Genomic DNA, 25,936 nt, shown 5'->3' with positions numbered 1-25,936 from the left:
TACGAGCGGCAGGCGGTGGAGGGCGCCTGGACAGACCCGTGCGAGATGGTGGGCCGCCCCCCTCCCCGGCCCTCCCCCACAAACTGCGTGGGGGAGGGAGAACTCAATCGCGCAGGGTCGCAGATTGGAGCTTTCGTATGGGTGATGCATGGCCTGAGCGGCCGTGGATGCGAAGGAGGACTCCCGCAATCCAGCAGGCCGCGCGGCGGCTGCGCAGCGAGATGACGGAGGCCGAGCATCTGCTGTGGAACGCGTTGCGCGGCGAGGGAATCCGCGGGATGCGGTTTCGCCGGCAGCACGCCATCGACCGTTTCGTCCTGGACTTCTACTGCCCCGCGCACAAGCTTGCGGTCGAGGTAGATGGCGGCGTTCACGACGAGCCCGAGCAGGCGGAGCGCGACGCCGCTCGTACCCAGGCCCTGGAACAGCTGGGGATTCGCGTCATCCGCGTGCGCAACGAAGAGGTGCGTAACATCTGGGCCGTGCTCGCCCGCATCGCCGCCGCCGCAGGTGTGGATTTCGATGATCCCCGCCACGCGACGATCTGAAACTTTCCCCGCATTGTTGTGGGACAGGGCTGGGGAGGCAGGTGCCAGCCGCACGTGCGAGATCTTCTTAGCGACGAGATGTCAAACCTCCCTCCCCCACGCAGTTTGTGGGGGAGGGTCGGGGAGGGGGGCGGCCCACCATCTCGCACCCACCCTCTCCACGCACACCGCAAGCTACGCCGTTCCGTCTCCAGCCGGCCCGCCGATTGCGCGCGCCGTGCACGTTGGTCATTCTACCGCATCCCGTCGTCCGTCCCATCCCGGGTAGCACCCATGGCTACGATGGAAACCCACGTCCTCACACAACCCACCGCCCACGTGGACACCTTCGCCCGCGACCACCTGCCGCCGCCGGAGCTGCTGCCGTTCATCGACGACGGCGGCCTTTCCGAGCTGGCGTATCCGCCGCGGCTGAACTGCGCCGTCGAGCTGCTGGACCGCATGGCCCAGTCGGGCCACGCCGACCGCACCGCGTTCGTGTGGGACGGCGGGCGGTGGACGTACCGCGACGTGGTGGAGCGCTCCAACCGCATCGCCGCCGTGCTGCGCGACAACCTGGGGCTGGTGCCCGGCAACCGCGTGCTGCTGCGCGGCTTCAACTCGCCCATGATGGCGGCGTGCTGGTTCGGCGTGCTCAAGGCGGGCGGCATCGTCGTCGCCACCATGCCGCTGCTGCGCGCCCGCGAGCTGGCCACCGTGGCCGAAAAAGCGCAGATCCGCTTCGCGCTGACGGACCAGCTGCTGGCCGCGGATCTGGACGAGGCGCGGGGGATGGCGCCCGTGCTGGAGCGCATCGTGGCGTGGGGGACGGACGACGAGGGGGCGCTGGATGCGCTGATGCGCGGCAAGCCCGCGGAGTTCGACGCGGTGGATACGGCCGCGGACGACGTGGCGCTGATCGCCTTTACCTCCGGGACCACGGGCAAGCCCAAAGGGGCGATGCACTTTCATCGCGACGTGCTGGCCGTCTGCGACACGTTCTCGAAATACGTCCTGCAGCCGGGGCCGGACGACCTGTTCTGCGGGTCCCCCCCGTTCGCGTTCACCTTTGGCCTGGGCGGGCTGGTGCTGTTTCCCATGCGCGCGGGCGCCGCGGCGCTGCTGATCGAGCAGCCTGCGCCGCCCAACCTGCTCAAGGGCATCCAGGACCACCGCGCCACCATCCTGTTCACCGCGCCGGTGGCGTATCGGGCCATCCCGGACCTGGTGCCCGGCTTCGACATCTCGTCGCTGCGAAAGTGCGTTTCCGCCGGCGAAACGCTGCCGCTGCCCACGTTCCAGGCGTTCGAGCGTGCCACGGGCATCCGCATCATCGACGGCATCGGCAGCACCGAGATGCTGCACATCTTCATCGGCTCGTCCGGCGACGACATCCGCCCCGGATCGACCGGAAAGGCCGTCCCCGGCTACCGGGCGCGGGTGATCGACGAGGAGGGAAATCCGCTCCCCCCGGGCTCCGTGGGCCGGCTGGCGGTGCAGGGACCGACGGGGTGCCGCTACCTGGACGACGAGGAGCGGCAGCGCGGCTACGTGCTGGACGGGTGGAACCTGACGGGCGACGCGTACCGGATGGACGAGGAGGGCTACTTCTGGTACCAGGCGCGCACCGACGACATGATCATCTCCGCCGGTTACAACATCGCCGGGCCCGAGGTGGAGGGCGTGCTGCTGGAGCACGCGGAGGTCGCCGAGTGCGCCGTGGTGGGGCTGCCGGACGAGGAGCGCGGGCAGGTGGTGAGCGCCTTTGTCGTCCTGCGCGAGGGGAGTGCGGCAGGCGACGCGCTGGTCAAGGAGCTTCAGGAGTGGGTCAAGGCCCGCATCGCGCCCTACAAGTATCCGCGCCGCGTTACGTTCGTGGACGCGCTTCCGCGCACGCAGACGGGCAAGCTGCAGCGCTTTCGCCTTCGCCAGCCGTCGTGACGATGAAGATTCTGCAGCCGGAGGGGTGGGGCGCGCCGCGCGGATACTCCAACGGGATCGAGGCCGAGGGGCGGCTGGTGTTCGTGGCCGGGCAGATTGGCTGGAACCCGCAGACCTGCGCGTTTGAGACGGACGACTTTGTGGGCCAGGTGGGCCAGGCGCTGCGCAACGTGCGCGCCGTGCTGGCCGAAGCCGGCGCCGGCCCGGAGCACCTGACGCGGATGACGTGGTACGTCACCGACCGCGCCGCGTACATGGCCGACACCCGCGCCCTGGGCCGCGTGTGGCGCGACACCTTTGGCCGCGAGTACCCCGCGATGACCCTGGTGGTCGTCGCCGGCCTGCTGGAGGAGCGCGCCAAGGTCGAGATCGAGGCGACGGCGGTGGTGCCGAGGCAGGTGTGAGGGTGTGAGGGTGTGAGGGTGTGAGGGTGTGAGGGTGTGAGGGTGTGAGGGTGAACGGGTGAACGGGTGAACGGGTGAAGGCGTCAGGCCGTGGTTCGGCACCGCACTGGCGGCACCGCGACGGCGGTTTGTGCGACGTTTATACCCTCTCCCGCTTGCGGGAGAGGGTGCGAGCATAAGCGAGCGGGTGAGGGTCCCAGCGGGTGCCCGTCACCCCTCGCATCCAATCCCGTCTCCATCATCATCCAGCTTGTACGGGTCGGAGGTGATGATCTCCACCGGCCCGCCAATGAGCACGGGTCCGTTGCTCTGCCCCAGGCAGTCCACGTCCTCCACCCTGGGCACGCACGGCCAGTAGGCGGGATGGCAGTGCGCCGGCAGCGGACCCGTCGGCGGTTCGGCCGGCAGCTCGACGAGCCTGCGCGCCACCGCCTGGGAGTCGGCCGCAACACCGATTGGCGCCTCGGCGCTGCTCTGGCCGCACGCGGCGACGGCAAGGGTGAGCAGCAGCGCTGGGATGAGCCGCATCATCAGAAATCTCGCATTGAGGTGGTCGGACGCTGGCGCGATCGCGGAGCGGGGCCGCCGCATCAAACAATCCGCTGCAAGGATCGGGCGTACCATCGCGCCACAATTTGATGGATCAGGGGTTGAGATGCACGTACCCTTCGATCCGCACCAGCCTGTAGTCGGCGGCGCCGGCGTCGAAATCCGCCCGGTCGGAGGCGCAGGTAAAGTTGTCCCGCCGTCCGGTGTGCCAGTACAGCTTGAGCGGCACGGTCCCCGGCGCGGGCACGGGGTACACGTATCCCTCCACCCGCACGAAGCGGTAGCCGACCTCCAGCGCCGCCTCCTGACCCGTCTCGGTGGCGGTCAGGTAGTTGTCCTGCCGCACCGGGTGCCAGTACTGCCTGAGCGGAACCGTGCCCGGCACCTGGACGGTGTGCACGTATCCTTCCACCCGCACGGGCGTGTAGCCCGCCTCCCGCGCCCCCTCGACGCCCTCCTCCGTCGCCGTGGTGAAGTTGTCCCCCCGTTCAGCGTGCCAGAACAGCCGGAGCGCAGCACTCGCCATCGAGATTCCCTCGTCGTACGGATTGGGATGCAGTTGATCGGGATGATCTACCGGCTGCGGACGCGGAGGGGCTCGGGACCGCGCACACGGCTGGGCCGCCGTGTCCGCGCAGGCGGACAGTGTGACGTTGTTGCCGCGAATTGATTCGCTCCAGACGAGGCTGGTTCGACGCGGGATTCGTATCGCACCACCCTCGATCCGTGCCTTACCGCGTGCGGCGCAGGGTGCGGGCGATGGCCTGAAATTCGGGGATGAACTCGGCCGCGCTCTCCACGCCGGCCGAGGCCTGGATCAGGTGGTAGTGGCTGCCTTCGGCGACGACGACCTGGTACAGCCTGACCGGCGTGGAGCTTTCGGTCTGCACGGCGTCCGCGAACAGTTCGTACGCCGGGGAGCCGTCGATGGTTACGGCCGATCCGGTTATGTTGGAGATCCGGGAAAAGCTGGCGGTCTGCGTGATCCGCCTGCGCGAGAACGCCTCCAGGTCGCCCAGGTCGGACGGGGCGACGGAAACGCCCACCACCAGGAACGGCGATGCCGGGCCCGGATTGGGGATCCGGCCGCTTTCGTTCAGCAGCAGCGTGTTGCCCAGCCGCTGGGCAATGCGCAGGCGGGGGCCTTCGTCGATCCTGAAGTTCAGGCCCGCCAGCGGGTCCGCCGGCGCGCGGTCGCCCAGCCGCGCGGAGAGCACGGCCCGCCGCATGGCCTCGTCGAGCGAAGGGGCCAGGCGCTGCGGGTACGTGGCGGTGATGATCACCGTGACCTCGCCGTCGCCAAACATCAGCGCCCACTTGTCGAACGCCTCGCCCCGGGCTTCCTGCGTCACCGCCACCAGCCGGGCGCGCAGGCTGTCCACGGAAAGCTGCTCGGAGCCGCGGACGCGCATTCCCTGCTCGGCGAACGCTTCATCGGTCAGGCGCCCCTCCATCTGGGCGAACGGGGCCTCCAGCTGCACCACCACGATGGATGCGTTGTCCTCCGCCCGCTGAAAGCCCGAGAACCGCTCCGCGGGGATGAACCCGTCCGGCGGCTGCAGCGTCACGCGCGTTCCCGGCACCTGCCGCGGCTGCGCGGCCGCGGCGGCCGGCGCGGCGAGGGCAAGGAGAACGACGAGCGCCGTTCCGCGGCGGCGGAAACAATCCGCGAATGACATCAGCGTGCCGGGTCGGTGCGGGGTCGATGTGCGGCCGCGCGGCGGCGGCGGGCGAAACGGCGACGGGACGCGTACATTTACGGCGGGCATCATAGCCGCGCACCGCCGCCATGGTTCCCTCTCCCGGCCGATCCCCACGCGGGCGCGGCCATCCTCCATCATCACACCCTGTGCCGACCGGATGGCGACCCTGTGGAAGTCTGACGATGCCGCGGCGTGGCAGGCGGCGCTGGACGCGTACGCGTCCGTGATCGCCGCGCAGGAGGTGGCGCGGCTGCCGGAGCTGGACCGCTGGTACCGCGACGACCTGCCCGCCGCCATCGCGTCCCGCCGCACCGCGCACGTCACGCACGACGAGCTGGTGCGCGTGACGGAGTGGAAGATGGCGCGCGGCATCTTTCGCCCGCGCAACCTGGTGCTGGTGCGCGGCAATCCGGCCGACGTGGTGGAAAAGACCAGCACCGCCGCGCTGGCCGCCATCCCCGATTCCAGGCGCCCCATCGCGCTGCTCGCCGAACTGGCCGGCGTGGGCCCCGCCACCGCCTCCGCCATCGCCGCGGCCGCCGCGCCGGACATCTATCCCTTCTTCGACGAGCTGGTGGGGGCGCAGGTCCCCGGGCTGGGCACCGTCGCGTTCACCCCCGCCTACTACGCGAAGTACGCCGCCGCCCTCCGCGACCGCGCGGACAAGCTGGGCGCGCCATGGACGCCGGCCACCGTGGAGCAGGCGCTGTGGGCGCACGTCGGCGGCAAGGCGGGGACGCGGAAGAAGAAGTAGCGCGCCGGCCCGGCGCTACGATCCGGACGCGTCCGGCACGCCCAGCCCGCCCACCACGTCCAGCTCGATGCTCTGAAAGTCGTTCGTCAGCAGCGGCATGGCCTCGCCGATGGCCTGGCGCGTCTCCGGCAGCTCCAGCGAGGCGCGGTGTGCCTCGCGCGACTCCCACACCTCCGTCACCCAGACGGCGTCGGGGTGGTCGGCCGCGTGGTTGACCACGTACAGGTGGCAGCCGTGCGCGCGCAGCCCCTCAACCCCGCGCAGCAGGATGGCCGTGAGCGCGTCCCGCCGGCCGGGCTGGGCGACCATCCTGGCGTACATTCCAAATCGCATCCGCATCACCCCTTACGTGTAGCGCGCCCGAAAGGCCCGCACGATGAAAACCAGCACCACGCCCACCAGCAGCCACGCCAGCCGCCTCTGCACCCGGCTGGCTCCGGTGTCGTCGAACGTGGTGGGGGCAAGGTGGCTCAGCGCATCCGCCAGCCGCCGCGTTCCGCCGAACATCCCCGCGTATCCACCCATCCCGCCGTCCGTTAACCACGCGCTCCGCGGCTCGCCGTCCTCGCGGTAGCGCACGTGCACGGACGGGTTGTTCATCGACCCGTGCACCCCGTACTCCACCGCCTCCACGCCGCGCATCACCACCTGCGTCCGCGGCCCCTGGAACGTGATCGTGTCGCCCGTCACCGCCAGCGACCCGCGCTCACGGACGAACGGATCCGCCTGGGTGGATTCCGTTACGGGTTTGGAGCGATACCAGATGCCTGCAAAGCTGCGCGGCTGGTCCATCGGTCTCTCGCGGATCAGGGTGGGTGGATGGGGCTGCGGAAGAGCGGGGGATGGGGGTACGGCGGCCTGGAGGCAACATGATGCACGTTCGGCGGGCGCGAGAAAAGAGGTGCACGCGCCGCCGCGGCCACATTATGTTTGTGGAGATGAGGCCGGCGGCACGCAACGGGGCCGCGGCCGTGTCCGCGGGGCCGCGGCCGTGTCCGCAACGCCACCCGTGAGGCGTTGATCGTGATCTCTCGCCGCACCCGTTTCCCTCGTTGTATCCCATGACCAGGCGTCTCCTTCCGCTCCTCCTTTGCGCGCTCGCGCTGGCTTCGCCGGCCGGGGCGCAGGCCGTAAGTGGCCGCTTTGTAGATCAGGACGGCACGCCGATCCCGTCGGCGCGCGTGACACTGCAGGCGGAGTCGGGCGCCGCGGTGCACGCGGTGCTCACCGGCGCGGACGGGCAGTTCAGCCTGCGCGCCCCCGCGGCCGGCCGCTACCTGCTGCGCGCGGAGCGCATTGGCTACGCGGCCACCGTCAGCGCGCCCATGACGCTGGCGGCGGGGGAGACCGCGACGCAGCGGCTGGTGGCGGCGGGGCAGCGGGTAATGCTGGAATCCGTCGTGGTGTCGGCGCAGCCGCGCTGTTCCATCCGTCCGGGCGACGCGGAGGAAACCGCGGCCGTGTGGGGCGAGGTGCGCAAGGCGCTGGACGTGGTGAGCGCCACCTCCGGCGAAACGCGCGCCCAGTTCGCCGTGGAGCTGTTCGAGCGGCAGCTGGACGCCACCTCCGGGTCCGTTACCGAGGACACTCGCCGGCGCGTGCAGGGCATGGCGCAGAAGCCGTTCGTCACGGTGGATCCGGAGCGGCTTTCCACCACCGGCTTTGTGGAGCGCACGCGCGACGGATACCTGTACGCCGCGCCCGACGCGGACGTGCTGCTCTCCGACCTGTTTCTGGAGGGACACTGCTTTCGCCTGCGCAGCGCGGGCGCGCCCGCCGCGGGGCTGATCGGGCTGGCCTTTGAGCCGGTGCGCGGCCGACGCGTGTCGGACGTGCAGGGCGTGCTGTGGGTGGACCGCGCCAGCGCCGAGTTGCGGCTGATGGAGTTCGAGTACACGCGTCCGCCGGTGCGTGGACGCGCGGGGGTTCCGGGCGGGCGGATGGAGTTCCAGCGGCTGCCGGACGGGCGGTGGATCACCTCGGCGTGGGTCATCCGCATGCCGGTTGAGGCGCCGCGTGCGCAGACCAACGTGCTGGTGCCGGCCACGCGGCAGATGGCCGCCATCCGCGAGGTGGGCGGCGCCGTGCAGCGCCCCGGCACCGCCACGCTGGCCGCCGCCACCCCGCCAGCCGCGCCGGACCCGCGGGCTTCCATCGCGATGGAAACGCCCGCCGCCGCTCCCGGGACGCCCGCGCCCGCGGCGCCGGAAGCCGCCAGCACGGTGATCGAGGCGCGTCCGGAAGCGGAGCGGCAGTCGGACCGGCGGCGGCTGATCGGGCGCGCCGAGGTGGAGCGCACCATCGTCGGCACCGCATTCGAACTGGTGCAGAGCCTGCGGCCGCAGTGGATGCGCGCCCGCGGCAGCGACGCCATGAGCATGACGCCCATCGCCACCCGCGACGGCCCCGCCATGGCCATCAACGACGAAAATCCCATCATGGTGTGGGTGGATGGGCGCCGCCTGGGCACCCTGGAGACGCTGCGGACCATCAGCTACGGCGAGATCGACTACATCGAATACTTCGATGGCACCGAGGCCCAGCAGCGGTTTGGGGCCGGCAACGCGCAGGGTGCCATCCATGTCGTCCGCCGCCGCCGCTGAGGTCGGAAACAGAGGTCAGGGTACAGAGGAACAGACAACCGCCAGAGGAACAGAGGACGGAAATGCGGATCACCTCTGTTCCTCTGGCTGTTCTCGGACCCTCTGTACCTTCCGATGTTGTTTGTTCCGGATACGCATGAGGCCGATTGATCGCGGCTTTGCCCGGACGCAAAGACGAGGGGCCGCGGATTGATCTCGCGGCCCCTCGTCTTTGTGTCTGCTGGAGCGTCCGGTCCCGTTTACACGGGGTGGATTCCACCCGTCGTGGTGTGTCCGCCTCCGAGCGCCGCGATCACCTTCAGCAGCACCTCGCGCCGGTCCTTCAGGTCGTCGCGAAAGTCCTTGGAATCGGTCCCGGAGATCTCCGTTCCCATTTCGGAAACCGCCGTCTCCAGCACGTCGCGCAGGATGGCCTGCTCGGATTCAGAAAGGCTGAGGTTGAGCATCTGGTTTTGCAGTCCAAGGTTCGGGTTCGCGTTTCCGCCGTTTGCCGACGCCTGATTGCAATCACCCTGCCGAACGCGTCACGCGGCTCCGCGCCGCAGTTCCAGCCAGCGCTTGAGCGAGCGCTGGCTTTCTCCCGAGCGCTTGCCCGCCAGCAGCCCCGCGACGCTGACGTCCTCATTCAGATCCGGCCAGTGGATCCCCTCACCCCGGCCGATCAGCCTCCAGTTCGCGCGCTCAGCCGCCGTGCCATCCACCAGGCGCGGGAACCAGAGCAACGGCACCGACACGCTCCGTCCATCGACCAGCTCGACGGTCAGCGTGACGTCGCTGACCCCGACGCGAGTGGCCTCGGGAATCTGCATCTCAACCGTAGCCGCTACGCAGCGAACCGGAACACAGGTGTCTGCTCCACACGGTCTGGTTGTCGATCACTCCAGACGATTGCCTGGAGCTGCTCTACGGTCTGCGGTGAGTAGAATCGCTCCCCTGTTTCCGGATCGACTCTCGCAGGGACGTTCTCTACGATGACCATTCGCCCCTGGTACTCGACGGAGTATGTGACTAGAGACTGCACCATACGATCTTCGGGTTTCTTGGACATGGGGCGCATCACCTCCTCCGGTGCCGGAACTGAATCCACAGATCAGGATCAGGCTCGTACACGGTAATGATCTTCACGATTGGGCGAGACGGATAGCTGCATTGAATGTGCAGCGGCCTGCCCGCTGAGGTCATCCCGAAAGACAAGGCAGCTGGATCCGTACTTGTCATTCGGGTAATCCTCGATCACCTCACCCGCCTGTAAAGCCTGGCGGACCTCCGTTACGGCGATTCCCCGCGTGATGCCCTGATTGACGGCGTGCTGAGAGAACTCGAACAGGCCCTGGGCGATTTTCGATGTGATCTCGGCAATGAGGTTCATGCCAGGATCATAGCGAACGAAGTGTCTACTGTAAACACTTTGGCGAAGGCAACTCCCTACCCCGCGCGCTTGGTCTTGCGGCGGAGGAAGTCGCGCATGATGTACTGGCCCAGCGTCATGGTGCTGGTGAAGTAGGCCTTGCCGCGGGCGATCTGTGTTACCGCGTTGACGAAGGCCACCAGCGCCGGGTCGCGCGCCAGCATGAAAGTGTTGATCAGGATCCCCGACTTGCGGCAGGCGCCCACCTCGGTGAACGTCTCGTTCAAGACGAAGTGGTCCAGCCCCATGCTGTTCTTGTAGACCCGCCCATCCGGCATGGTGACGGCGGAAGGCTTGCCATCCGTGATCATTACGATCTGGCGCATGTCCTTGTTCTGCGCCATCAGCAGCCGCCGCGCCAGCTTGAGCCCCGCCGCCGTGTTGGTGTGGAACGGCCCCACCTGCGCGTGCGCCAGCCGGCTGCTCGCGATCTCCTCCGCGGTGTCGCCAAAGGTTACCACCTTAAGCGTGTCGCCGGGAAACTGGGTGCGGATGAGGTGCGTGAGCGCCAGCGCCACCTTTTTGGCCGGCGTAAAGCGGTCCTCGCCGTACAGGATCATGCTGTGGCTGGTGTCCAGCATGAGCACGGTGGCGCAGCTGGACCGATACTCCGACTGATGCACGTGCAGGTCGCCGTACTCCAGCGGCAGCGTGCCGTCCTCGCGCAGCCCTTCGCGGGCCAGGGCGCTTTTGAGGGTGGCGGGGATGTCCAGGTTGAGCGTGTCGCCAAACTCGTACGGGCGGCTGGCGGCCTCGGCCTCGACGCCGGTGGCCAGGTGCGGCGTCTCGTGGCTGCCGAACGACGATCGCCCCATCGCCCCCAGCAGCTGGCGGAGCGTGCGGTAGCCCAGGAAGTCGATCCCCTTGCCGGTGAGCGAGAACTCCACCTGCCGCGACGCTTCGCGCGCCTCGTCGATCTTGCCCTCGCCCTGCATCTGCTCGTAGCCGGCCGGCATCTGCGGCTGCTCGGCCACGTTCAGGTATCCTTCGTCCACCATCCGCTGGATCAGCCGGTCCAGCAGCTCGGCGATCTGCTGCTGCACGGTTTCGTCCGGCTCGGCGTCGCCGCGCAGCTGGCTCACCATTTCGGGGGTGAGCTGGCCGCTTTCCAGCAGCGCCCGCAGCAGCGCCTCCTTGAGCGCGTCCATGCTGCGGTCGTCCTCGTCGCCGCCAAACTCGCCCCACCACGGGTTGAAGTGCCGGCCGCCCGCAAACCCGCTCTGCAGCAGAAAGTCGCTGAGCTGGTCGAGCAGCGCCTGCAGGTTCATGGCGTCGGCCATGTGGCCGGTGTAGCGCGAGTAATTCGTAAAGCGCATGGGTCCCTCGGGGGCGGTGGCGGCGTCCTGCCGGGCGGCGCACGTTGCGGGCCAGCCCCGGCCGTGGCGCGGGGGTTGCCCTGATCGTAAGATAAAGCCAGACCAAGCACTTCGCACAGCGGTTCGCACAGAGGTTCCCACGGAGGAGCAGATCCCGGGGGCGGACGCGGCGCAGGAGGCCGGTGTTTCGCCCTCGCCCGCGTTTCGTGCGCCCCCCACACAGCTGCCGGATGCACCGGACCGTCCCCTGGACGCGCCGACGCCGCCGCGCGCGTTTGGCGCGCTGCGGCACCGCAACTTTCGCGTGTTCTACTTCGGCCAGCTGCTTTCCCTTACGGGATCGTGGATGCAGACCACGGCGCAGGGGTGGCTGGTGCTGGAGCTTACCAACAGCGCGCTGCGGCTGGGGATCGTGACGGCGGTCACGTCCATCCCCACGCTGCTGTTCACCCTGTGGGCCGGCGACCTGGCCGACCGGCACGACAAGCGGCGCATCATCCTGACCGCCCAGTGCGTGGCGCTCTGCGCGGCGCTGGCCCTGGCGGTGCTCACGGGGACGGAGCGCATTACCTACGGCGCGCTGCTGGCGCTGGTGTTTGTGCTGGGGACGGCGAACGCATTTGAGATCCCCACCCGCCAGTCGTTCTTTGTTGACCTGGTGGGCACGCGCGACCTGCCCAACGCCATTGCCCTGAACTCCGCGGCGTTCAACGCCACCCGCATCGTGGGCCCGGGGCTGGCGGGCGCGGTGATCGCCACGTCGGGGGTAGCGGCCTGCTACGCGGCCAACGCGGTGTCGTACATCGCCGTCATCACGGGCCTGCTGATGATGCGCCTTCCCGCGTTTACACCCGCGGCGCGCACCACCTCGACCATCGAGAACATCCGCGAGGGGCTGGCCTACATTCGCTCCGACCGGCTGGTGCGCACGCTGGTGTGGATGGTGGCGGGGATGTCGGTGACGGCGCTGCCGTACGTGATGCTGCTGCCCGTCTTTGCGCGCGACGTGCTGCGCGTGGGGGCGCCGGGGCTGGGCTCGCTGCTGGCGGCGGCGGGGAGCGGCGCGCTGGTGGCGGGGATGGCGCTGGCGTCCGGGCGGCTGCGGATGGCGCGCGGGCGGCTGATCCTGGGCGCGGGGACCTGCCTGGCGCTGGGGCTGATCGCGTTCTCGCGGTCGGAGTGGTATCCGCTGTCGCTGGTGCTGCTGGCGCTGTCGGGGTTCAGCATGATCCTGAACAACGCCAGCGTGAACGCGCTGCTGCAGTCGCGGGTGCCGGACCGGCTGCGCGGGCGGGTGATGTCGGTCTACGTGTTCATGTTCATCGGGATGACGCCGCTGGGCGCGCTCCAGGCCGGTGCGCTGGCCCGCTGGTTTGGCGCCCCCGCCGCGCTCACCGCCGGCGCCTGCGGCCTGCTGCTGATCCTCGCGTGGATCATGATGAACATCCCGGAACTGCGGGCGGCGGAGTAAGGGCCCTCACCCGGCTCGTTCCTCGCCTGCCCTCTCCCGCAAACAGCGCGGGAGAGGGGATAAACCCCGCCGGCGCCTGCGTGGCCCCTCGGCCGTACTCGCCACGGCCAGCATGGGCGGCCAGCACGGGGCGGCCAGCACAGGGCGGCCAGCACAGGGCGGCTAAAGCCGCGGCTGGAAATGCCATAAGCCCCGCCCTGGGCTCGCGGAGCTCGCCGGCGGGGCTTCACCTGCTCGTGTGGGCCGAGGCCTGCACGCCGGGCGGCTGGGCGCATGCGACAGGCGATGCAGCCGCGGAAACGCACCGCCGGTTTGTGTGACGTTTATACCCTCTCCCGCTTGCGGGAGAGGGTGCGAGCCTAAGCGAGCGGGTGAGGGCTCCCGCGGGCGCATTTCGATCAACGATCCCGCACTAACGTACTTTCGCACTCCCGCACTTTCGCACCGTGTCCCTGGATTTCCCCACCCTCCGCTCCCGCCTGCTCGCCTGGTACGACGCCGCGCGCCGCGACCTGCCGTGGCGGGCCGCGCCGGGTGCGGCGTCCGACCCGTACCACGTGTGGCTGTCGGAGGTGATGCTGCAGCAGACGCGCGTGGAGACGGTACGACCGTATTACGAGCGGTGGGTGGCGCGCTTTCCCACGGTCCAGGCGCTGGCCGCGGCGCCGCTGGACGACGTGCTGAAGGCGTGGGAAGGGCTGGGATACTACCGTCGCGCCCGCAACTTTCACCGCGCGGTGCAGGAGGTCGCGGCGCGGCACGGAGGGCGCGTGCCGGGGGAGCCGGAGGCGTTCCGCGCATTGCCGGGTGTGGGACGCTACACGGCGGGGGCGGTGATGTCGATCGCGTTCGGGCGCGAGGAGCCGGTAGTGGACGGCAACGTGCGCCGCGTCTTTGCCCGCTGGACGGACGATCCCGCGCCCGCGGTGGACGCCCAGTGGCGGATGGCGGCCGCCCTGGTCCCCGGTGAGCGGCCGGGGGACGTGAACCAGGCGGTGATGGAGCTGGGTGCCACCGTCTGCACCCCGCGCAACCCGCGCTGCGGTGCGTGCCCCGTCCGCGACCTGTGCGCCGCCTTTGCCGCCGGCACGCAGAACGAGCGGCCCGCGCCCAAAAAGGCGAAGCCGCTCCCGCACGAAGACACCGCCGTCCCCGTCATTCAGCGCGGCGGCGACGTGCTGCTGGTCCGCCGTCCCGTCGCCGCGCGCCTGGGCGGGATGTGGGCCTTTCCGCAGGCCATCCGCCATGACGCCGAATCCGTCGCCGCCGCCGCCGAGCGGGCCGCGGCGGAGGGGCTGAACGTCGCCGTCCGCGCGGGCGAGGCGCTCGCGTCGGTCGACCACGTCTTTACGCACGTCCGGGCCACCTACCACGCCGTCCGCTGCACCGTCGTCTCCGGCGAGCCCCGCGCCGTCCGCTACGACGACGTTGCCTGGGTGCCGTGGGCGCGCATCGGCGATTACGCGCTCCCTGTCGCGCAGAAGCGCATCGCCGCGCTGGCGGGCCCTCACCCGCTCGCGTAGGCTCGCACCCTCTCCCAAAAGCGGGAGAGGGTATAAACGTCTCACAACCGGCGGTGCGTTGCCGCCGTTGCGGTGCCGGCTCACGCGCCGCAACCCGCGCGGCGCGAAGGCCCCCGCCCGTACGAGACGTTGAAGCCCCGCCTGGTGACGCGTGAGCGTCGCCAGACGGGGCTTATCGCTTTCCCAGCAGCGGGTTTACCCGCTCATCCGCCGCGTTCATCCGCCGCGTTCATCCGCCCCGCTCATCCGCGGCGCCCATGCCACTGGGCTGGCGGCTGGATCACGCCGCTCCGGTCCCCGCTTCGGCCTCGACCGGCACTTCCACGTCGTACACGAAGCGGATGTCCTTTTCGATCTCGGGCAGCAGGCTGCGGTGGACGGGGCAGGTGAGCGCCACGTTTTCCAGCGTCTGGCGCTGGCGGTCATCCAGCGCGGCGGGCATGCGGATGGTCACCGGCAGCCGGTCCACGCGGCGCGGGTCGGCGCGCATGTGCTTCTCCAGGCGGAACTCCACGCCGTCGAATGGAATGCCGTTCTTCTGCGCGTAGATCCCCATCACCGTCACCATGCACGCGCCCAGCGACGCCGCCAGCAGGTCCGTGGGCGAGAACGAGCTGCCGTCACCGTTGTTGTCCACCGGCGCCGCCGTGCGGATCTCCGTGCCGGACGGCCCGTGGTGCAGGTCCACCTTCAGCCCGCCCGCGTACCGCCCCGTGATCTCTACCGCCATCTATCCCTCTCCTGTAGGTCAGTGTCTCAGAACCGTCGGAATCACCGCGAAGCCGGTGCAGTTTATACCCTCTCCCGCTTGCGGGAGAGGGTGCGAGCCTGAGCGAGCGGGTGAGGGCCTCAAAACACCGCCCACCACGCCAGCACGGCCAGCCACAATCCGCGCAGCGGAAGAAGGCGGTGCTTGCCCGTTTTGGCGCCCCAGATGGAGGAAATGGTGTTGAAGACGAACAGGACAAAGAAGATGCGCCCCGCCACGCTGCCGCTGTCGGCGAGAAAGATGAACCCCTCGCTGAACCGGTCGATCACCACGTCGACGATGTAGCCCTCGCGCCCGCTCAGCGCGCCGCCGTGCTTGCGCGCCGTGGCGCCGTCCCACCAGTCCGTCAGCAGCACACCCAGCACCAGCCAGAACCTGGCCGCCGGCGAGGCCACGTACAGGCACGCCACCGATCCCAGCAGCCCCAGCAGCGACCACCACGACGGGCTGATGTTGGGCACCGGGATGTGCGGCTCCATCCACGCCAGTACGGCGCGGTAGCCGCCGGCTATGCGCGGCCGCGCAGGTACGGAATCCATAGCGCGATGGAGGTGACGATGACGGCGGCGTCGATCGCCACCTTCTGCTTGAAGCTCAAGTCGAACATCCGCACGACCGTCATGTCGGCGGGGTTCATGGGCAGCGAGTGGCCGGTGACAAAGTCCTGCGCCAGGTGCACCGCGAAGGCGGCGAACACCACCCCCGCCATCATGGGATCGATCCACCAGAGCAGGCACGCCACGATCCCCGCGCCCGCCAGCCCGGCGAGCTCGTGGATGGGTGTGCGCGCGCCGTGCAGGTTGCCGCGAAAGCCGTTCTGCCGGTAAAAGCGCCAGTCGCGCAGCACCGGGTACACGTGGTCCGCGTCGGCGATGGAGCCGGCCACCAGCGCCGCCACCAGGTACCGCGACTCGGAGGGCGGCACCTTCATCGCCGTCACCGCGATCAGCGCCGCCGAAAGCGCGTGTGCAACCGTCGTCACATCGGGTGAAAGATGGGGTGGATCAAGACGGGGATGAGCAGCCGTCGGCGCCCGACAAATCGGCTGCGGACGCACCATCGCCCGGAATGCCCTGCGCCCTCGTGCCGCCGTGTCCGCGAAGGCGGACAGCGTGCCCTCGTTGCCGCGATTTCAATCGCTCTTCCGATGCCGGCCCAACACGCCGGGGCCACACCGCAACGCCGCCACGCGCACGGGACGACGAGCTACCGCGACGCCGCCAATCCGCGAAGGCGGATTTCGTGTAGTCGTTGCCGCGAATTTATTCGCCCCGGCAAGGCGGCCAGCACATCATTCGGCCGGGACGGCTCCCGGGGCTGGGAATCGCGCGACCCGACGAAGATCCTTCGGTCGCGCGCGAACTCCTGTGTGTATCACAGTTACGCGTGTGCGCTCCCTCAGGATGACAGCGAGCCCCAGTCGGGAGAAGGTACGGCCGGCAACACCGCCCCTCAGTGCCCCCCCACCCCCGGCGCCACCGGCAGAAAGTAGAACGCGATCCCCAGGATGATGTACACGGCCAGCAGCTGCACGCCCTCCATCCAGTGGCTTTCCCCGTCCGCCGCGCAGAACGCCATGATCCCCACGCACACCCCCACCGCCAGCACCTCGAACGAGGTAAAGATCAGGTCCATGGGCTGCGGGGCGATGAAGTAGCTCAGGAACAGCAGCAGCGGCGCCACGAACAGCGCCACCTGGATGCTGGAGCCCACCGCGATGTTGATGGCGGCGTCCATCTTGTTCTTGGCCGCCATGATGATGGCCGTGCTGTGCTCCGCCGCGTTGCCGATGATGGCCACCACGATGACGCCCACAAAGATCTCGCTCCACCCCAGCTGCTCCGCCGTCGCCTCGGCCGCGCCCACCAGGAACTCCGCCATCACCGCCACGCCCACCGTGGCCGCCACCAGCATCCCGATCGACTTGCCCAGCGGTGCGTGCTCCTCGTGCGCGCCCTCGGGAGCCGTCTCGCCGGCGTCGCCCATGTACAGGTGCTTGTGCGTGCGCAGGGTGAAGAACAGGCTGGCCACGTACGTCGCCATCAGCACGATGGCGATCTCCAGGCTCAGGTTGCGCTCCGCCCCCGGCGCCGTGGTCCCCACGATCATGTGAAAGACGGCGGGGACCACAAGGCCCACCGCGCTCAGCACCAGCAGGGTTGATCCCAGCCCCGCCGCCGTGCGGTTGAAGCGCTGCGTCTCGTACTTCATCCCGCCCACCAGCGCGCTCAGCCCGAACACCAGCAGCACGTTGCCGATGATGGAGCCGGTGATGGACGCCTTTACCAGGTCGAACAGCCCCGCCCGCAGCGCCATGATGGCGATGATGAGCTCCGCCGCGTTGCCAAAGGTGGCGTTCAGCAGGCCGCCCAGCCCCTCGCCCACGCGCTCCGCGATCTCTTCCGTGGCGTGCCCCATCATCCCGGCCAGGGGGATGATGCCCAGGCACGCCACCACGAAGATCCACATGGGCGGGGATTCGAGTACCCACTCCATCAGCATCGCCAGCGGCACGAACACCAGCAGCGCGTTCATGAAGTTGGCAAACGAAAGCAGCGGGCGCTTCGCGGTCGTCGTCGTCGTCGCCAAGGCGATGGGCTCGGTACGGGGGTGGATGCACGGCGGTTTGCGGGGCTCAGACTACCGCGCGCGGGCACGGGACGCAACGGGACGTGTGGTGCAGATGGATGCCTGCCGGTGTGACCTGCGACAGAATCGCTCGTCAGGGGGGCAATCGGGCGCGGCGGGGTGCATCCCGCCGGACGGCCCACGAGCTACGCGATACACACGGGAGTGATGGATGATGATCAAGCACGGCAGGCTTGCCCTGCCCCTGCTGGCCGCGCTGGCCATGGCCGCCTGCGGCGGCGAAAGCGGCACCGCCGGCAACGGCGACGCCCGCGTGAGCATCCGGCTTACGGACGCGCCGGGCGACCTGAAGGAGGCGTGGGTCAGGATCGACCGCATCTCCCTCAAGGGCGGTCCCGCCGACAGCGCCAGCAGCGGCAGCGTGGATCTGCTGGCCACCCGCACCGACTGGGTGGACCTGCTTACCCTGTCCGGCGGCCGCACGTCGGAGCTGGTGAACGGCGCGGTGGTGCCCGCGGGGCGCTACTCGGAGCTGCGCATGGTGGTGTGCGAGGCGTACGTCGTCGAGAACGACGGCGACGTGTACGCCACCCGCGACGCCGCCCTCCCCGCCGGCGTGACGGCGGACGGCACGCTGCACATCCCGTCGGGGTGCTCCAGCGGCTTCAAGATCAAGTTCAAGGGCAACGAGCCGGTGGAGCTGTCGGGCTCGTCCACCATCATGACGGTGGACTTTGACGTGAGCCAGAGCTTTGGCCACCAGGCGGGCAACTCGGGCCGCTGGATCATGCACCCGGTGCTGCACGCGACGACTGTGGGCTTCGCGGGCGGCATCGGCGGCACGGTGAGCGTGGCGCAGGGTGTGGCGCTCCCCACCTGCGGCGGCGGGCCCGTCGCGGTGACGGCGTTCGTGCCGCAGGCCACGGCGGGGGCGGAGACGTTCACCAGCGCGGTGGCCGCGGACGGCCGCTACGGCATTACGGTGGGCGCGGGCACCTACACCATGGCGTACGCGCCGGCGCTCAGCTTTGCCAACGGCGATTCGCTGATGGTGACCGCCGCGCCCAGCGTCCCCACGGCCACCGTTGCGTCCGGCGCCACGGCCACGGTGGACTACAGCATCACCGCCGCCACCTGCAAGGCCAAGCCGGCCGGCTGATCGCATCATCCCCGAAATCGAAAGGCCGGCCTCTCTCGCGAGAGGAGCCGGCCTTTTCGTTTATCTGCCTTCTACTGATTGGCCTCACACGGAGTCAACGGAGTTAACGGAGTTCGTGTGGTGCGAGTCTTCTGGCTCCGTCTCGTCCACGCACACGTTCTGAATGGATGATGCCGATCCGCGGTATAAAGTCCGGAGAAACGCCACGAATCAACTCCGTTAACTCCGTTGACTCCGTGTGAGACCATATCTTTTAGCCGCCGATCCAGTAGCTGGCCTTGATCAGGAAGACGTTGTGCGCGGGACCGTCAAAGATGGCGCGCGCGTCACGGCCAAAGTCAAAGTCGCCCATGGACTCAAACCCGCTGCGCTCCTGCTGCCAGACAAAGAAGAGCGTGGAGCCGGGGCGGTACTCCCACCGCAGCACCGCGTTGCCGCGCAGCGACCGCACGTTGAAGTCCGGATCGCCAAAGCGCACCACAAAGTTGGGGTCCGTCGTCGCGGGGAGCGCCGCGGGGCAGGTGCGCGCGGCCACCGGGTCGGCCACGTACACCCCGTCGATGCGGCAAAGCGTGCCGCGGTCGCCGCCGTACTCCGCGAACGCGAACTCGCCCGGCGTGGCGAGCTCCTTGAACGCCGTGTAGCGGCCGGCCGAGACGAACGGCTGCGCGAACATCTGCAGCGAAAGGCGGGGCGTGAAGGTCCAGTCCACCCGGGCGCCCAGCGAGAACGTCGTCTGGTCCAGCTCGCCGAAGACGTACCGCGCCCCGTACGTATCCGCCGCCCGCAGGTCGGCCGTGGTGTTGACGTACTGGGCCGTGTACGCGCCCTTCGAAAGGCGCGGCTCCAGCTGCACCCGAACCGCCGTGCTGGGTCGCAGCGTGGCCCACGAGGCGATGCTCCGCTCCCGCAGCCCCGACGCGTCCTGGCGGTACCCCAGCTCGGTGCCAAAGAACAGCGGCTTTCGCGAATCCGTCTCCACCCAGCCGTTCACGTTCCACTGCGCCGGCGTGGCGCTCAGCGGGCCGCCGCGGGTAAGGCGGTCGTTCAGGTACTCGGGGCGGATGCCGGCCTGGATCCCCGCGCCCCAGAAGTTGGTGAAGCCGGCGCTCACCCGCCCCGCGTAGCCGTCCAGGATGCGGTCTCCGCCAAAGTTCCAGGCGGCAAACTGCCAGGCGGCGTAGCTGTGGTTGCGCAGGACGCCCACCGGCTTGTTCACGTTGCGGCCCAGGTAGGTGGCAATGCTGCGCGCGTCGGCCCGGGTGTGGTAGCCCAGGTCGTTGATCTCAAAGCCGGGGCTGACCTCCTTGTACTGCACCGACGCGTTCCAGCTGCCGGAGTGCGCCAGCGACACCTCGCCGATGTGGCCGGACAGGCTGGTGCGCTCCGGATCCACCTCCAGGTAGTCCGCGTCGGGCCGCTGGTAGTAGCGGGCCGAGCCCCGCTGCGTGCCCAGGATCACCCCCGGCGTGCCGTTCACCCGCGTTCCCGCCGCGTATCCGCTCAGCGACCAGGCGCGCTTCCCCCAGGTGTGCAGAAAGTCCGCGCCCGCCACGTACGCGCCGCGGTGCAGCATCCCCTCCAGCGCCTCGTCGCCCAGCTCGCGGTTGGCGGCGGTGAACAGGCCGCCCAGCACCGTGGAGCCGGCGTTCAGGTCACGCCGCACGCGCCCCACGAAGTAGTTGCTCAGCGGCTCCACCTGCGCCGTGCCCTCCGTGCCGTCCGGCGCCACAAAGCGGGCGCCCTCGCGGCCGGTGACGGCGTTCATCACCCCCACCGACCATCCGGCGGGCGTACGCCCGCTCACCTTGGCGGCGCCCAGGATGCGCGTCTGCTGCGGCGCGTCCACGAACGCCACCCCCGACCCGCTCAGCGTCCGCTGCGGCGAGCGGCCCACCCGGCGGGTGTAGAAGTAGTCCTGCGACCCGTAGCTGTTGAAGGCGCGCGTGCCGCCGAACTGAAAGATGTCGGACCCCTCGGTAAAGAACGGGCGCCGCTCGGTCTGAAAGGTCTCGAAGGCGCTCAGGTTCACCTCCGCGGGATCCGCTTCCACCTGCCCGAAGTCGGGGTTGATGGTGGCGGAGAGGGTAAAGCCCTGCGGCAGCCCCAGGCGCAGGTCCGCGCCGGCGTCCATCCCCGGCTCCGTCTCGCTGTAGAACGGGTCGGCGGAGTTGCCGGGGGCGCGGGTCACGCGGGCGCTGGCGTAGGGCAGGATCTCCAGCGCGCGGGGGGAGCGGATCCCCTCCAGCCCCGTCAGGGTGCCAAAGCTGGAGGCGAACCCCGGCGTGTTCTGGGTCCACGGCGACCAGCTGGCCCGTTCGCCGCGCCGCGCGATGTCGCGCATGACCTGAAAGCCCCAGGTGCGCGCGTCCGTCGCCTCGCCGCCAAAACGCAGCTGCGACAGGGGGATGCGGTACTCCGCCGTCCACCCGGCGCTGTCCACGGCCGCGGCCACGTTCCACACCGCGTCCCACGACGCGTCCTCGTTGCCGTCGTCAAAGTGGTACACGTCGCGCTGCACGCCGCGCGGGTTCACGCTGAAGCGAAAGCCGCTGCGGCGGTCGTGGCGGCTGTCGATGATCACGTGCAGCCAGTCGCTGTACACGCCCGAGGCGTCGCGGCGGGCCAGCGGCGCGGCGATGGAGTCGGGGCTGGCGTCCAGCATCCGCACGCCCACGTACACGTTCTCGTCGTCGTACAGCACGCGGGCCTCGGTGCGCACGGTGGGCGCGGCGCCGGCCTGCGGATAGCTCTGCGTAAACTCGGTGGCGGGCTGGGCCTGCTGCCACGCCGCCTCGTCCAGCCGCCCGTCGATGCGCATATCGCCCTGCACCCGCGCCGCCCGCAGGGTGGCCGCCGCGGGCGTGGCCTGTACGGCCGGCCGCGGGCTCTGTGCGTTAACGCTGGACGTCGCGGCGAAAATCGCGGTCGCGGCGGGAAGGACGAGGCGAAGGGAGGATCGCATTGGGAACGGTTCGGAAGGAGGGGAGCCTGCTAAAATTCCAACATGTGCTGAATATTCAGCACGTATCCACCCCTGTCAAGCTTCACGGTGGAGACGTTGGACGGGGGCTATGACGCACGTGGAGAACGAAAGGTTGCAACATCTCCAAAGCGGCCGAGATCCTCGAAACGCGAATGGAAGGCCTCGCAGGGAGCCAGCGGAGCAACGGGAGCTGGCTCGTCCCGGTCACGGCTGGAAGCTTGATCGCCAACGTGGCGGATGTCCTGTACATCGCGCGCGCACGAACCCGGCGGTCGCATCGAACGACGAGGGAGGCAGGAGGCCATCCGCGTTTTTGGGAGGAAGGCATCCACCGGCCGGAGCGCCGCCATCCTCCGCTGATCGGATCACCTGATGCGCGTCTTTGAAGGCTTCCCGCTCTCCCGGTGTTTACGTGACGCAGAGGAGCCGTACGATGCCCCCCAGCCGCGATCCGGCCGCCGGCGGAGGGAAAACTGCCGAAACGGCGTGATCGGCGATCCGACGGGTTCGGGGCTGCCGCATGGCGCGTGCGGCAGGGTGGCCGCGGGAGGGACGGTGATACGGGGATTCCGGAGCAGCGGAGGGTGCGCCCGCAAGCGCTTGATCCGCCTGCGGATGTCACGCCGCCCGCACGGAATACGCCTTCGCGAAGGCGGGTGCATTGTTTACGCGCCCTGCTTTCGCTACCTTGGGGATCTCACCCCTCTGCGCGGCAGGCCCCCAACGGGTACCCCCGGTGCGCCACGCCGCGCGCAGACACCGCCTGCCGCGATGGATCTTCGCGACACCCTGCTCCGCGTCTACGAATGCGCCGACCCCGCGTCGGCGCTGCGCGCCCTTGCGGGCGGCGATCGCAGCGCCGTGTGGGTGCACGCAAAGGAGGGGTCCCTCGCCGCCTGGCCCGAGGACGCCGCCGTCTCCGCGCCCCTGCGCGACGAGGCGCTGCGCGCCGCCGGGCCCGCCGTCCATCCGCTCCATCCCGCCTTTCCCGAAGACGCCTCCCGGCACCCCGGTGCGTCCGCGCTTCTGCTCCCCCTGCGCAACGGCGCCGCCGACGTCAAAGGCGCCGTGGTGCTGTTTGGCGCGGGCGACGTGCAGCCGGGCGCGCCGGAGTGGGTGCGGATGGCCGCCGCGCTGGCGCACGTGGGCGAGCAGGCGGAGCGGGTGCGGGCGCTGGAGGAAGAGCGCGACACCCTGCGCCGCCGCGCGGAAGAGAGCGAGGCGCTCCACGTGCTGGGCCTGGCCGCCAACCGCACGCTGGACCCCGACGAGGTGCTGCAGATGGTGGCGCGGTTCACCCGCACGCTGCTGGGGGCGCACTACGTTACCGTGAGCGCCACGCAGGGCGGGCAGATCCGCACCCTGGCCAGTGCCGGCCTGCGCGCCTCGGAGGGCGACGCCGACGACCCGTTTGCCGAGCGCGTGGCCAGCGCCGGCAAGCCGCTGACGCTCGAGGTGGGGGACGACGGCCGCGTTCCCGAGCCCTTTCACGCCGCGGAGGGGATGCGCGTGGGGCTGGGCGTGCCGCTGGCCCTGTTCGGCGAGACTTTCGGCGCGCTGGTGATCGGCTACCGGCGCCCGTACGAGATCATCTCGCGCGACGTGCGGCTGGCGCTGACGCTGGCGGGGCACGCCGCCGTAGCCATCAGCAACGCCCGGCTGCACGGGGCGCTGGCGGAGCGGTCTACCGAGCTGGAGCGGGCGAACGAGGAGCTGCGCTGGAGCGCGGCCGCCAAGGACCGCTTCTTTGCCTCCGTCAGCCACGAGCTGCGCACCCCGCTCAACGCCATCCTGGGCTACAACGCGCTCCTGCTGGACGGCGTGGTGGGGCAGCTGCCGCCGGAGTCGATCGCCTTTCTGGGCCGCGCCCAGCGCGCCACGCAGAACCTGCTGTACCTGGTGAACGACGTGCTGGACCTTTCCAAGATGGAGGCCGGCAAGCTGGAGCTGGTCATCCAGCCGCTGCAGCCGTACGCCGTGGTGGAGCAGGCGCTGCAGACGGTGGAGTTCCAGGCGCGCGACAAGGGGCTGGCGCTGGCCGTGACCCCGCCGGTGCCCCTGCCGTCACTCTCCAGCGACGCCGACCGGGTGCGGCAGATCCTGGTGAACCTGCTTTCCAACGCCGTCAAGTTCACCGACCGCGGCACCGTGGCCGTGGCGCTGGCGCCGGTGGAGGGGATCGAGGGGGAGGACGGCGTCCGCCGCCACTGGGTGGAGATCCGGGTGAGCGATACGGGGCCCGGGATCGCGCCGGCGGACCAGGAGCGCATCTTTCACGAGTTCGAGCAGGTGTCGGCCACGCGGCACGGCGGAACGGGGCTGGGGCTTCCCATCTCGCGCAAGCTGTCGCGCCTGCTGGGCGGCGAGCTGCGGGTGGAGAGCGCGCCCGGGCACGGGTCCACCTTCATCCTTCACCTTCCCGCGGATGAGTAGCGCCCTGCTGCCGCGGCCGGTGGCCGGACCCGACGCCCGCGCGCTGGCCCGGCGCGCCGGCGAAGCCGAGGGGATGGGGCAGTGGGACGCGGCCGCGCGGCACTACTCGCTGGCGTTTCGCGCCTCGGTGCTGGGCCACGACCTGGTGGCCGCGGCCGACGCGCTGCGCGGGCAGGCGCGGGTGCGCAACCACCAGCGCCGCTTTGACGAGGCCGAGGAGCTGGGCGGGCTGAGCCTGGAGATCGCCGAGCGCCACGGCCTGCAGCAGTGCGCCGCCCGCGCGCTGAACGTTCTTGGCGTCATACGGTATTCCGTAGGGGATTGGGCCAACGCCCGGGTGCTGTACGCCCGCGCGCTGGACCTGGCCCTGGACCTGGGCGACGACGACCTGGCGGGGCTGGCCTGCCAGAACGCGGGGGTGATCGCGCACCTGCAGGGCGACCTGCGCGAGGCGCGCAACCTGTACCTGGAAAGCGTGGGCTCCTTCGTTCGCTCGGGGAACAGCGCCAACGCCATGATGGCGTACTACAACCTGGGCACGGTGAGCGTGTACCTGGGCGAGTGGATGGAAGCCGAGGTGTACATCAGCCGGGGGATCGAGATCGGCGAGCGGCTGTCCCACTCCCCCATGCTCGCACGTTTGTACAGCAACCGAGCGCACGCGTTGCTGCAAATTGGTGAAATTGCCCGCGCCCAGGCGTCCATCGCGCACGCCGAGCGGGAGGCGCACTCGGTGGGCGACCGGGGCACGCTGGCCGACGTGGAGAAGTTCCGCGGGCTGCAGGCGCGCCTGGAAGGGCGGCTGGATGACGCCGAGGCGTACCTGCTGCGGGCGCTGGAGCTGGGGGAGGGCGCCGCCACCGAGTTTGACCTGGCGGTGATCGTCCGCGAGCTGGGCCAGCTGCGCCAGGACCAGCGGCGGCCCGGCGAGGCGCGGGAGCTGTACACCCGCGCCGCCGACACCTTCAACGCGGTCGGCGCGGTGCACCACGTGCGCGAGGCCGAAGACCGCCTTCAGGCACTGGCCTGATGGCACGCTCGATCAACCAGTCACGACGGAGAACGGCCGGGACGGAGACTGCACCGACGCGGAGTAGCACCGCACGAGTGTCCCAGGGTGGGGCACGGGCCTTGCTCTTGGAAGGGGGCAAGACCTACAAGAACTAAGCTGGGCACGCTGCACTTTGGAGGGACCCATGAGCCGCAAGCGCCTCTTTTCCGGCATCGCTCTCGCCGTCGTACTTGCCGCCTGCGGCGATTCCGGAGGAGACCCGCTCGGTCCTACCGGTGGTCCCAGCCTTGACGCAGGACCCGTAGCCGGCGGCAACCGGACCGACACCATCCCCACGCCCGCGCCCACGAGCGCCGGACCCGTCGCGGGCGGAAACTAAGCCGGATTTCAGCAGCGTGCCCAACCCGCGGGAGCCAGTCTCCCGCGGGTTTTCGCACATCGGCTCAGCCCGATCGGCGACCCATCGAAAGCCTCACCCGGAGACGCGTCTCCGGGTGAGGCTTTTCTGGATGCTGCCCGGGAATCGTACCCAATCCGAAAACACCCTCGTGATGTCCCGAGGCCGAAACCGCACAGGGAGTGTGGGATACAACTATGGAGAAGACCTTGTCTCATCCCGAATCCGGCAAAACACCTCGCCTCAAGTCGGACTACTGAAAACAGAGGTCAGGGTACAGAGGAACCGAGAACAGCCAGAGGAACAGAGGAGGAATGCGGATCACCTCTGTTCCTCTGGCGGTTCCCGGTTCCTCTGTACCTTCCGATGTTGTTTTTCCGGATTCGGTATCG

The 25,936-nt window shown here is 69.6% G+C and carries 24 protein-coding genes and 1 pseudogene; 10 read left to right on the top strand and 15 right to left on the bottom strand.

The features are described 5' to 3' along the window. Positions 1-167: 167 nt before the first annotated feature. The 3 genes from ACOJUJ_RS09185 to ACOJUJ_RS09175 all read left to right on the top strand — a co-directional run bounded on the left by ACOJUJ_RS09185 (position 168) and on the right by ACOJUJ_RS09175 (position 2,872). Entirely contained in the window at positions 168-548 is a 381-nt protein-coding gene (locus ACOJUJ_RS09185; protein ID WP_420126562.1) for an endonuclease domain-containing protein, read from the top strand. 273 nt (positions 549-821) lie between these two features. Further along, positions 822-2,468 carry an AMP-binding protein gene (locus tag ACOJUJ_RS09180; protein ID WP_420126561.1) on the top strand — a complete coding sequence of 549 codons (1,647 nt, stop codon included), beginning with the start codon at positions 822-824 and terminating at the stop codon, positions 2,466-2,468. A gap of 2 nt (positions 2,469-2,470) precedes the next feature. Then, entirely contained in the window at positions 2,471-2,872 is a 402-nt protein-coding gene (locus tag ACOJUJ_RS09175; protein ID WP_420126560.1) for a RidA family protein, read from the top strand. Between the two features lie 210 nt (positions 2,873-3,082). Here ACOJUJ_RS09175 and ACOJUJ_RS09170 read toward each other — a convergent pair whose 3' ends face one another. From ACOJUJ_RS09170 to ACOJUJ_RS09160, 3 genes are all read right to left on the bottom strand, one after another. Beyond that, on the bottom strand, positions 3,083-3,400 hold the full coding sequence (locus ACOJUJ_RS09170; RefSeq protein ID WP_420126559.1) for a hypothetical protein: 318 nt from the start codon (positions 3,398-3,400) through the stop codon (positions 3,083-3,085). A 115-nt stretch (positions 3,401-3,515) separates the two neighbouring features. After that, positions 3,516-3,947 carry a hypothetical protein gene (locus ACOJUJ_RS09165; RefSeq protein ID WP_420126558.1) on the bottom strand — a complete coding sequence of 144 codons (432 nt, stop codon included), beginning with the start codon at positions 3,945-3,947 and terminating at the stop codon, positions 3,516-3,518. A 205-nt stretch (positions 3,948-4,152) separates the two neighbouring features. Then, positions 4,153-5,100, bottom strand: coding sequence for a hypothetical protein (locus tag ACOJUJ_RS09160; RefSeq protein WP_420126557.1), 948 nt, complete (start codon positions 5,098-5,100; stop codon positions 4,153-4,155). Positions 5,101-5,281: 181 nt separating this feature from the next. On the opposite strand from ACOJUJ_RS09160, the gene ACOJUJ_RS09155 reads away from it, so the two are divergent. Next, positions 5,282-5,878, top strand: coding sequence for a hypothetical protein (locus ACOJUJ_RS09155; RefSeq protein WP_420126556.1), 597 nt, complete (start codon positions 5,282-5,284; stop codon positions 5,876-5,878). Between the two features lie 15 nt (positions 5,879-5,893). Here the strand turns inward: ACOJUJ_RS09155 and ACOJUJ_RS09150 are convergent, their stop codons facing one another. After that, positions 5,894-6,211 (bottom strand): putative quinol monooxygenase, encoded by a 318-nt coding sequence (locus tag ACOJUJ_RS09150; RefSeq protein WP_420126555.1) that lies wholly within the window; start codon positions 6,209-6,211, stop codon positions 5,894-5,896. Positions 6,212-6,223: 12 nt separating this feature from the next. After that, positions 6,224-6,670, bottom strand: coding sequence for a hypothetical protein (locus ACOJUJ_RS09145; protein WP_420126554.1), 447 nt, complete (start codon positions 6,668-6,670; stop codon positions 6,224-6,226). A 269-nt stretch (positions 6,671-6,939) separates the two neighbouring features. Between ACOJUJ_RS09145 and ACOJUJ_RS09140 the strand changes: the two genes are divergently transcribed. Continuing rightward, complete coding sequence (locus tag ACOJUJ_RS09140) at positions 6,940-8,481, top strand: carboxypeptidase-like regulatory domain-containing protein (protein ID WP_420126553.1); 1,542 nt, start codon at positions 6,940-6,942, stop codon at positions 8,479-8,481. Between the two features lie 239 nt (positions 8,482-8,720). Here the strand turns inward: ACOJUJ_RS09140 and ACOJUJ_RS09135 are convergent, their stop codons facing one another. The 5 genes and pseudogenes from ACOJUJ_RS09135 to ACOJUJ_RS09115 form a co-directional block, all read right to left on the bottom strand. Then, positions 8,721-8,927, bottom strand: coding sequence for a hypothetical protein (locus tag ACOJUJ_RS09135; protein WP_420126552.1), 207 nt, complete (start codon positions 8,925-8,927; stop codon positions 8,721-8,723). 78 nt (positions 8,928-9,005) lie between these two features. Next, positions 9,006-9,290, bottom strand: a complete 285-nt coding sequence (locus ACOJUJ_RS09130) for a DUF2442 domain-containing protein (protein WP_420126551.1) — start codon at positions 9,288-9,290, stop codon at positions 9,006-9,008. Between the two features lie 14 nt (positions 9,291-9,304). Further along, positions 9,305-9,505 (bottom strand): YgiT-type zinc finger protein, encoded by a 201-nt coding sequence (locus ACOJUJ_RS09125; RefSeq protein ID WP_420126571.1) that lies wholly within the window; start codon positions 9,503-9,505, stop codon positions 9,305-9,307. A 32-nt stretch (positions 9,506-9,537) separates the two neighbouring features. Then, positions 9,538-9,850 (bottom strand): annotated as a pseudogene (locus ACOJUJ_RS09120) (DUF4258 domain-containing protein). Positions 9,851-9,906: 56 nt separating this feature from the next. Next, positions 9,907-11,205, bottom strand: a complete 1,299-nt coding sequence (locus ACOJUJ_RS09115; protein ID WP_420126550.1) for a vWA domain-containing protein — start codon at positions 11,203-11,205, stop codon at positions 9,907-9,909. On the opposite strand from ACOJUJ_RS09115, the gene ACOJUJ_RS09110 reads away from it, so the two are divergent. After that, positions 11,204-12,676: an MFS transporter gene (locus tag ACOJUJ_RS09110; RefSeq protein WP_420126549.1), complete on the top strand. Its 1,473-nt coding sequence runs from the start codon at positions 11,204-11,206 to the stop codon at positions 12,674-12,676. The two genes, ACOJUJ_RS09115 and ACOJUJ_RS09110, sit on opposite strands and share 2 nt — an antisense overlap. A gap of 446 nt (positions 12,677-13,122) precedes the next feature. Beyond that, the gene (mutY, locus tag ACOJUJ_RS09105; protein WP_420126548.1) at positions 13,123-14,199 is read left to right on the top strand and encodes an A/G-specific adenine glycosylase; all 1,077 of its coding nucleotides are present in this window, start codon (positions 13,123-13,125) and stop codon (positions 14,197-14,199) included. A gap of 280 nt (positions 14,200-14,479) precedes the next feature. On the opposite strand, the gene ACOJUJ_RS09100 is transcribed toward mutY, so the two are convergent. The 4 genes from ACOJUJ_RS09100 to cax form a co-directional block, all read right to left on the bottom strand. After that, positions 14,480-14,929 (bottom strand): OsmC family protein, encoded by a 450-nt coding sequence (locus ACOJUJ_RS09100; protein ID WP_420126547.1) that lies wholly within the window; start codon positions 14,927-14,929, stop codon positions 14,480-14,482. A 119-nt stretch (positions 14,930-15,048) separates the two neighbouring features. Beyond that, on the bottom strand, positions 15,049-15,507 hold the full coding sequence (locus ACOJUJ_RS09095) for a hypothetical protein (protein ID WP_420126546.1): 459 nt from the start codon (positions 15,505-15,507) through the stop codon (positions 15,049-15,051). Further along, positions 15,477-15,950, bottom strand: coding sequence for a metal-dependent hydrolase (locus ACOJUJ_RS09090; protein ID WP_420126545.1), 474 nt, complete (start codon positions 15,948-15,950; stop codon positions 15,477-15,479). Before ACOJUJ_RS09090 ends, ACOJUJ_RS09095 begins: the two co-directional genes overlap by 31 nt. A gap of 470 nt (positions 15,951-16,420) precedes the next feature. Then, the gene (gene cax / locus ACOJUJ_RS09085) at positions 16,421-17,557 is read right to left on the bottom strand and encodes a calcium/proton exchanger (RefSeq protein WP_420126544.1); all 1,137 of its coding nucleotides are present in this window, start codon (positions 17,555-17,557) and stop codon (positions 16,421-16,423) included. Between the two features lie 211 nt (positions 17,558-17,768). Between cax and ACOJUJ_RS09080 the strand changes: the two genes are divergently transcribed. Continuing rightward, positions 17,769-18,716: a DUF4382 domain-containing protein gene (locus ACOJUJ_RS09080; RefSeq protein WP_420126543.1), complete on the top strand. Its 948-nt coding sequence runs from the start codon at positions 17,769-17,771 to the stop codon at positions 18,714-18,716. 253 nt (positions 18,717-18,969) lie between these two features. Here the strand turns inward: ACOJUJ_RS09080 and ACOJUJ_RS09075 are convergent, their stop codons facing one another. After that, a complete protein-coding gene (locus ACOJUJ_RS09075) occupies positions 18,970-21,681 on the bottom strand; it encodes a DUF5916 domain-containing protein (RefSeq protein WP_420126542.1) in 2,712 nt (903 codons plus the stop codon). 792 nt (positions 21,682-22,473) lie between these two features. Here ACOJUJ_RS09075 and ACOJUJ_RS09070 point away from each other — a divergent pair. Both ACOJUJ_RS09070 and ACOJUJ_RS09065 read left to right on the top strand, forming a co-directional pair. Further along, the gene (locus ACOJUJ_RS09070; RefSeq protein ID WP_420126541.1) at positions 22,474-24,135 is read left to right on the top strand and encodes an ATP-binding protein; all 1,662 of its coding nucleotides are present in this window, start codon (positions 22,474-22,476) and stop codon (positions 24,133-24,135) included. Next, positions 24,128-25,165 (top strand): tetratricopeptide repeat protein, encoded by a 1,038-nt coding sequence (locus tag ACOJUJ_RS09065; RefSeq protein WP_420126540.1) that lies wholly within the window; start codon positions 24,128-24,130, stop codon positions 25,163-25,165. The genes ACOJUJ_RS09070 and ACOJUJ_RS09065 overlap by 8 nt, the downstream gene beginning before the upstream one ends. Positions 25,166-25,936: the final 771 nt, after the last annotated feature.

The sequence above is a fragment of the Longimicrobium sp. genome, from assembly GCF_048594345.1.
GTDB lineage: Bacteria > Gemmatimonadota > Gemmatimonadetes > Longimicrobiales > Longimicrobiaceae > Longimicrobium.
The sequence above is the reverse complement of the archived record's forward strand: the minus strand, read 5'-3'. Positions and strand labels throughout refer to the sequence as shown.

What these genes read in the sequence shown, in the direction of transcription:
- ACOJUJ_RS09160 (WP_420126557.1), bottom strand. Translation starts at nt 5,100, where the DNA reads ATGTCATTCGCGGATTGTTTCCGCCGCCGCGGAACGGCGCTCGTCGTT.
- ACOJUJ_RS09095 (WP_420126546.1), bottom strand. Translation starts at nt 15,507, where the DNA reads ATGGATTCCGTACCTGCGCGGCCGCGCATAGCCGGCGGCTACCGCGCC.
- ACOJUJ_RS09185 (WP_420126562.1), top strand. Translation starts at nt 168, where the DNA reads ATGCGAAGGAGGACTCCCGCAATCCAGCAGGCCGCGCGGCGGCTGCGC.
- ACOJUJ_RS09155 (WP_420126556.1), top strand. Translation starts at nt 5,282, where the DNA reads ATGGCGACCCTGTGGAAGTCTGACGATGCCGCGGCGTGGCAGGCGGCG.
- ACOJUJ_RS09150 (WP_420126555.1), bottom strand. Translation starts at nt 6,211, where the DNA reads ATGCGATTTGGAATGTACGCCAGGATGGTCGCCCAGCCCGGCCGGCGG.
- ACOJUJ_RS09075 (WP_420126542.1), bottom strand. Translation starts at nt 21,681, where the DNA reads ATGCGATCCTCCCTTCGCCTCGTCCTTCCCGCCGCGACCGCGATTTTC.
- ACOJUJ_RS09135 (WP_420126552.1), bottom strand. Translation starts at nt 8,927, where the DNA reads ATGCTCAACCTCAGCCTTTCTGAATCCGAGCAGGCCATCCTGCGCGAC.
- ACOJUJ_RS09065 (WP_420126540.1), top strand. Translation starts at nt 24,128, where the DNA reads ATGAGTAGCGCCCTGCTGCCGCGGCCGGTGGCCGGACCCGACGCCCGC.
- ACOJUJ_RS09100 (WP_420126547.1), bottom strand. Translation starts at nt 14,929, where the DNA reads ATGGCGGTAGAGATCACGGGGCGGTACGCGGGCGGGCTGAAGGTGGAC.
- ACOJUJ_RS09170 (WP_420126559.1), bottom strand. Translation starts at nt 3,400, where the DNA reads ATGCGGCTCATCCCAGCGCTGCTGCTCACCCTTGCCGTCGCCGCGTGC.
- ACOJUJ_RS09070 (WP_420126541.1), top strand. Translation starts at nt 22,474, where the DNA reads ATGGATCTTCGCGACACCCTGCTCCGCGTCTACGAATGCGCCGACCCC.
- ACOJUJ_RS09115 (WP_420126550.1), bottom strand. Translation starts at nt 11,205, where the DNA reads ATGCGCTTTACGAATTACTCGCGCTACACCGGCCACATGGCCGACGCC.
- ACOJUJ_RS09110 (WP_420126549.1), top strand. Translation starts at nt 11,204, where the DNA reads ATGGGTCCCTCGGGGGCGGTGGCGGCGTCCTGCCGGGCGGCGCACGTT.
- ACOJUJ_RS09130 (WP_420126551.1), bottom strand. Translation starts at nt 9,290, where the DNA reads ATGCAGATTCCCGAGGCCACTCGCGTCGGGGTCAGCGACGTCACGCTG.
- ACOJUJ_RS09125 (WP_420126571.1), bottom strand. Translation starts at nt 9,505, where the DNA reads ATGGTGCAGTCTCTAGTCACATACTCCGTCGAGTACCAGGGGCGAATG.
- ACOJUJ_RS09140 (WP_420126553.1), top strand. Translation starts at nt 6,940, where the DNA reads ATGACCAGGCGTCTCCTTCCGCTCCTCCTTTGCGCGCTCGCGCTGGCT.
- ACOJUJ_RS09080 (WP_420126543.1), top strand. Translation starts at nt 17,769, where the DNA reads ATGATGATCAAGCACGGCAGGCTTGCCCTGCCCCTGCTGGCCGCGCTG.
- ACOJUJ_RS09165 (WP_420126558.1), bottom strand. Translation starts at nt 3,947, where the DNA reads ATGGCGAGTGCTGCGCTCCGGCTGTTCTGGCACGCTGAACGGGGGGAC.
- ACOJUJ_RS09180 (WP_420126561.1), top strand. Translation starts at nt 822, where the DNA reads ATGGCTACGATGGAAACCCACGTCCTCACACAACCCACCGCCCACGTG.
- ACOJUJ_RS09175 (WP_420126560.1), top strand. Translation starts at nt 2,471, where the DNA reads ATGAAGATTCTGCAGCCGGAGGGGTGGGGCGCGCCGCGCGGATACTCC.
- ACOJUJ_RS09145 (WP_420126554.1), bottom strand. Translation starts at nt 6,670, where the DNA reads ATGGACCAGCCGCGCAGCTTTGCAGGCATCTGGTATCGCTCCAAACCC.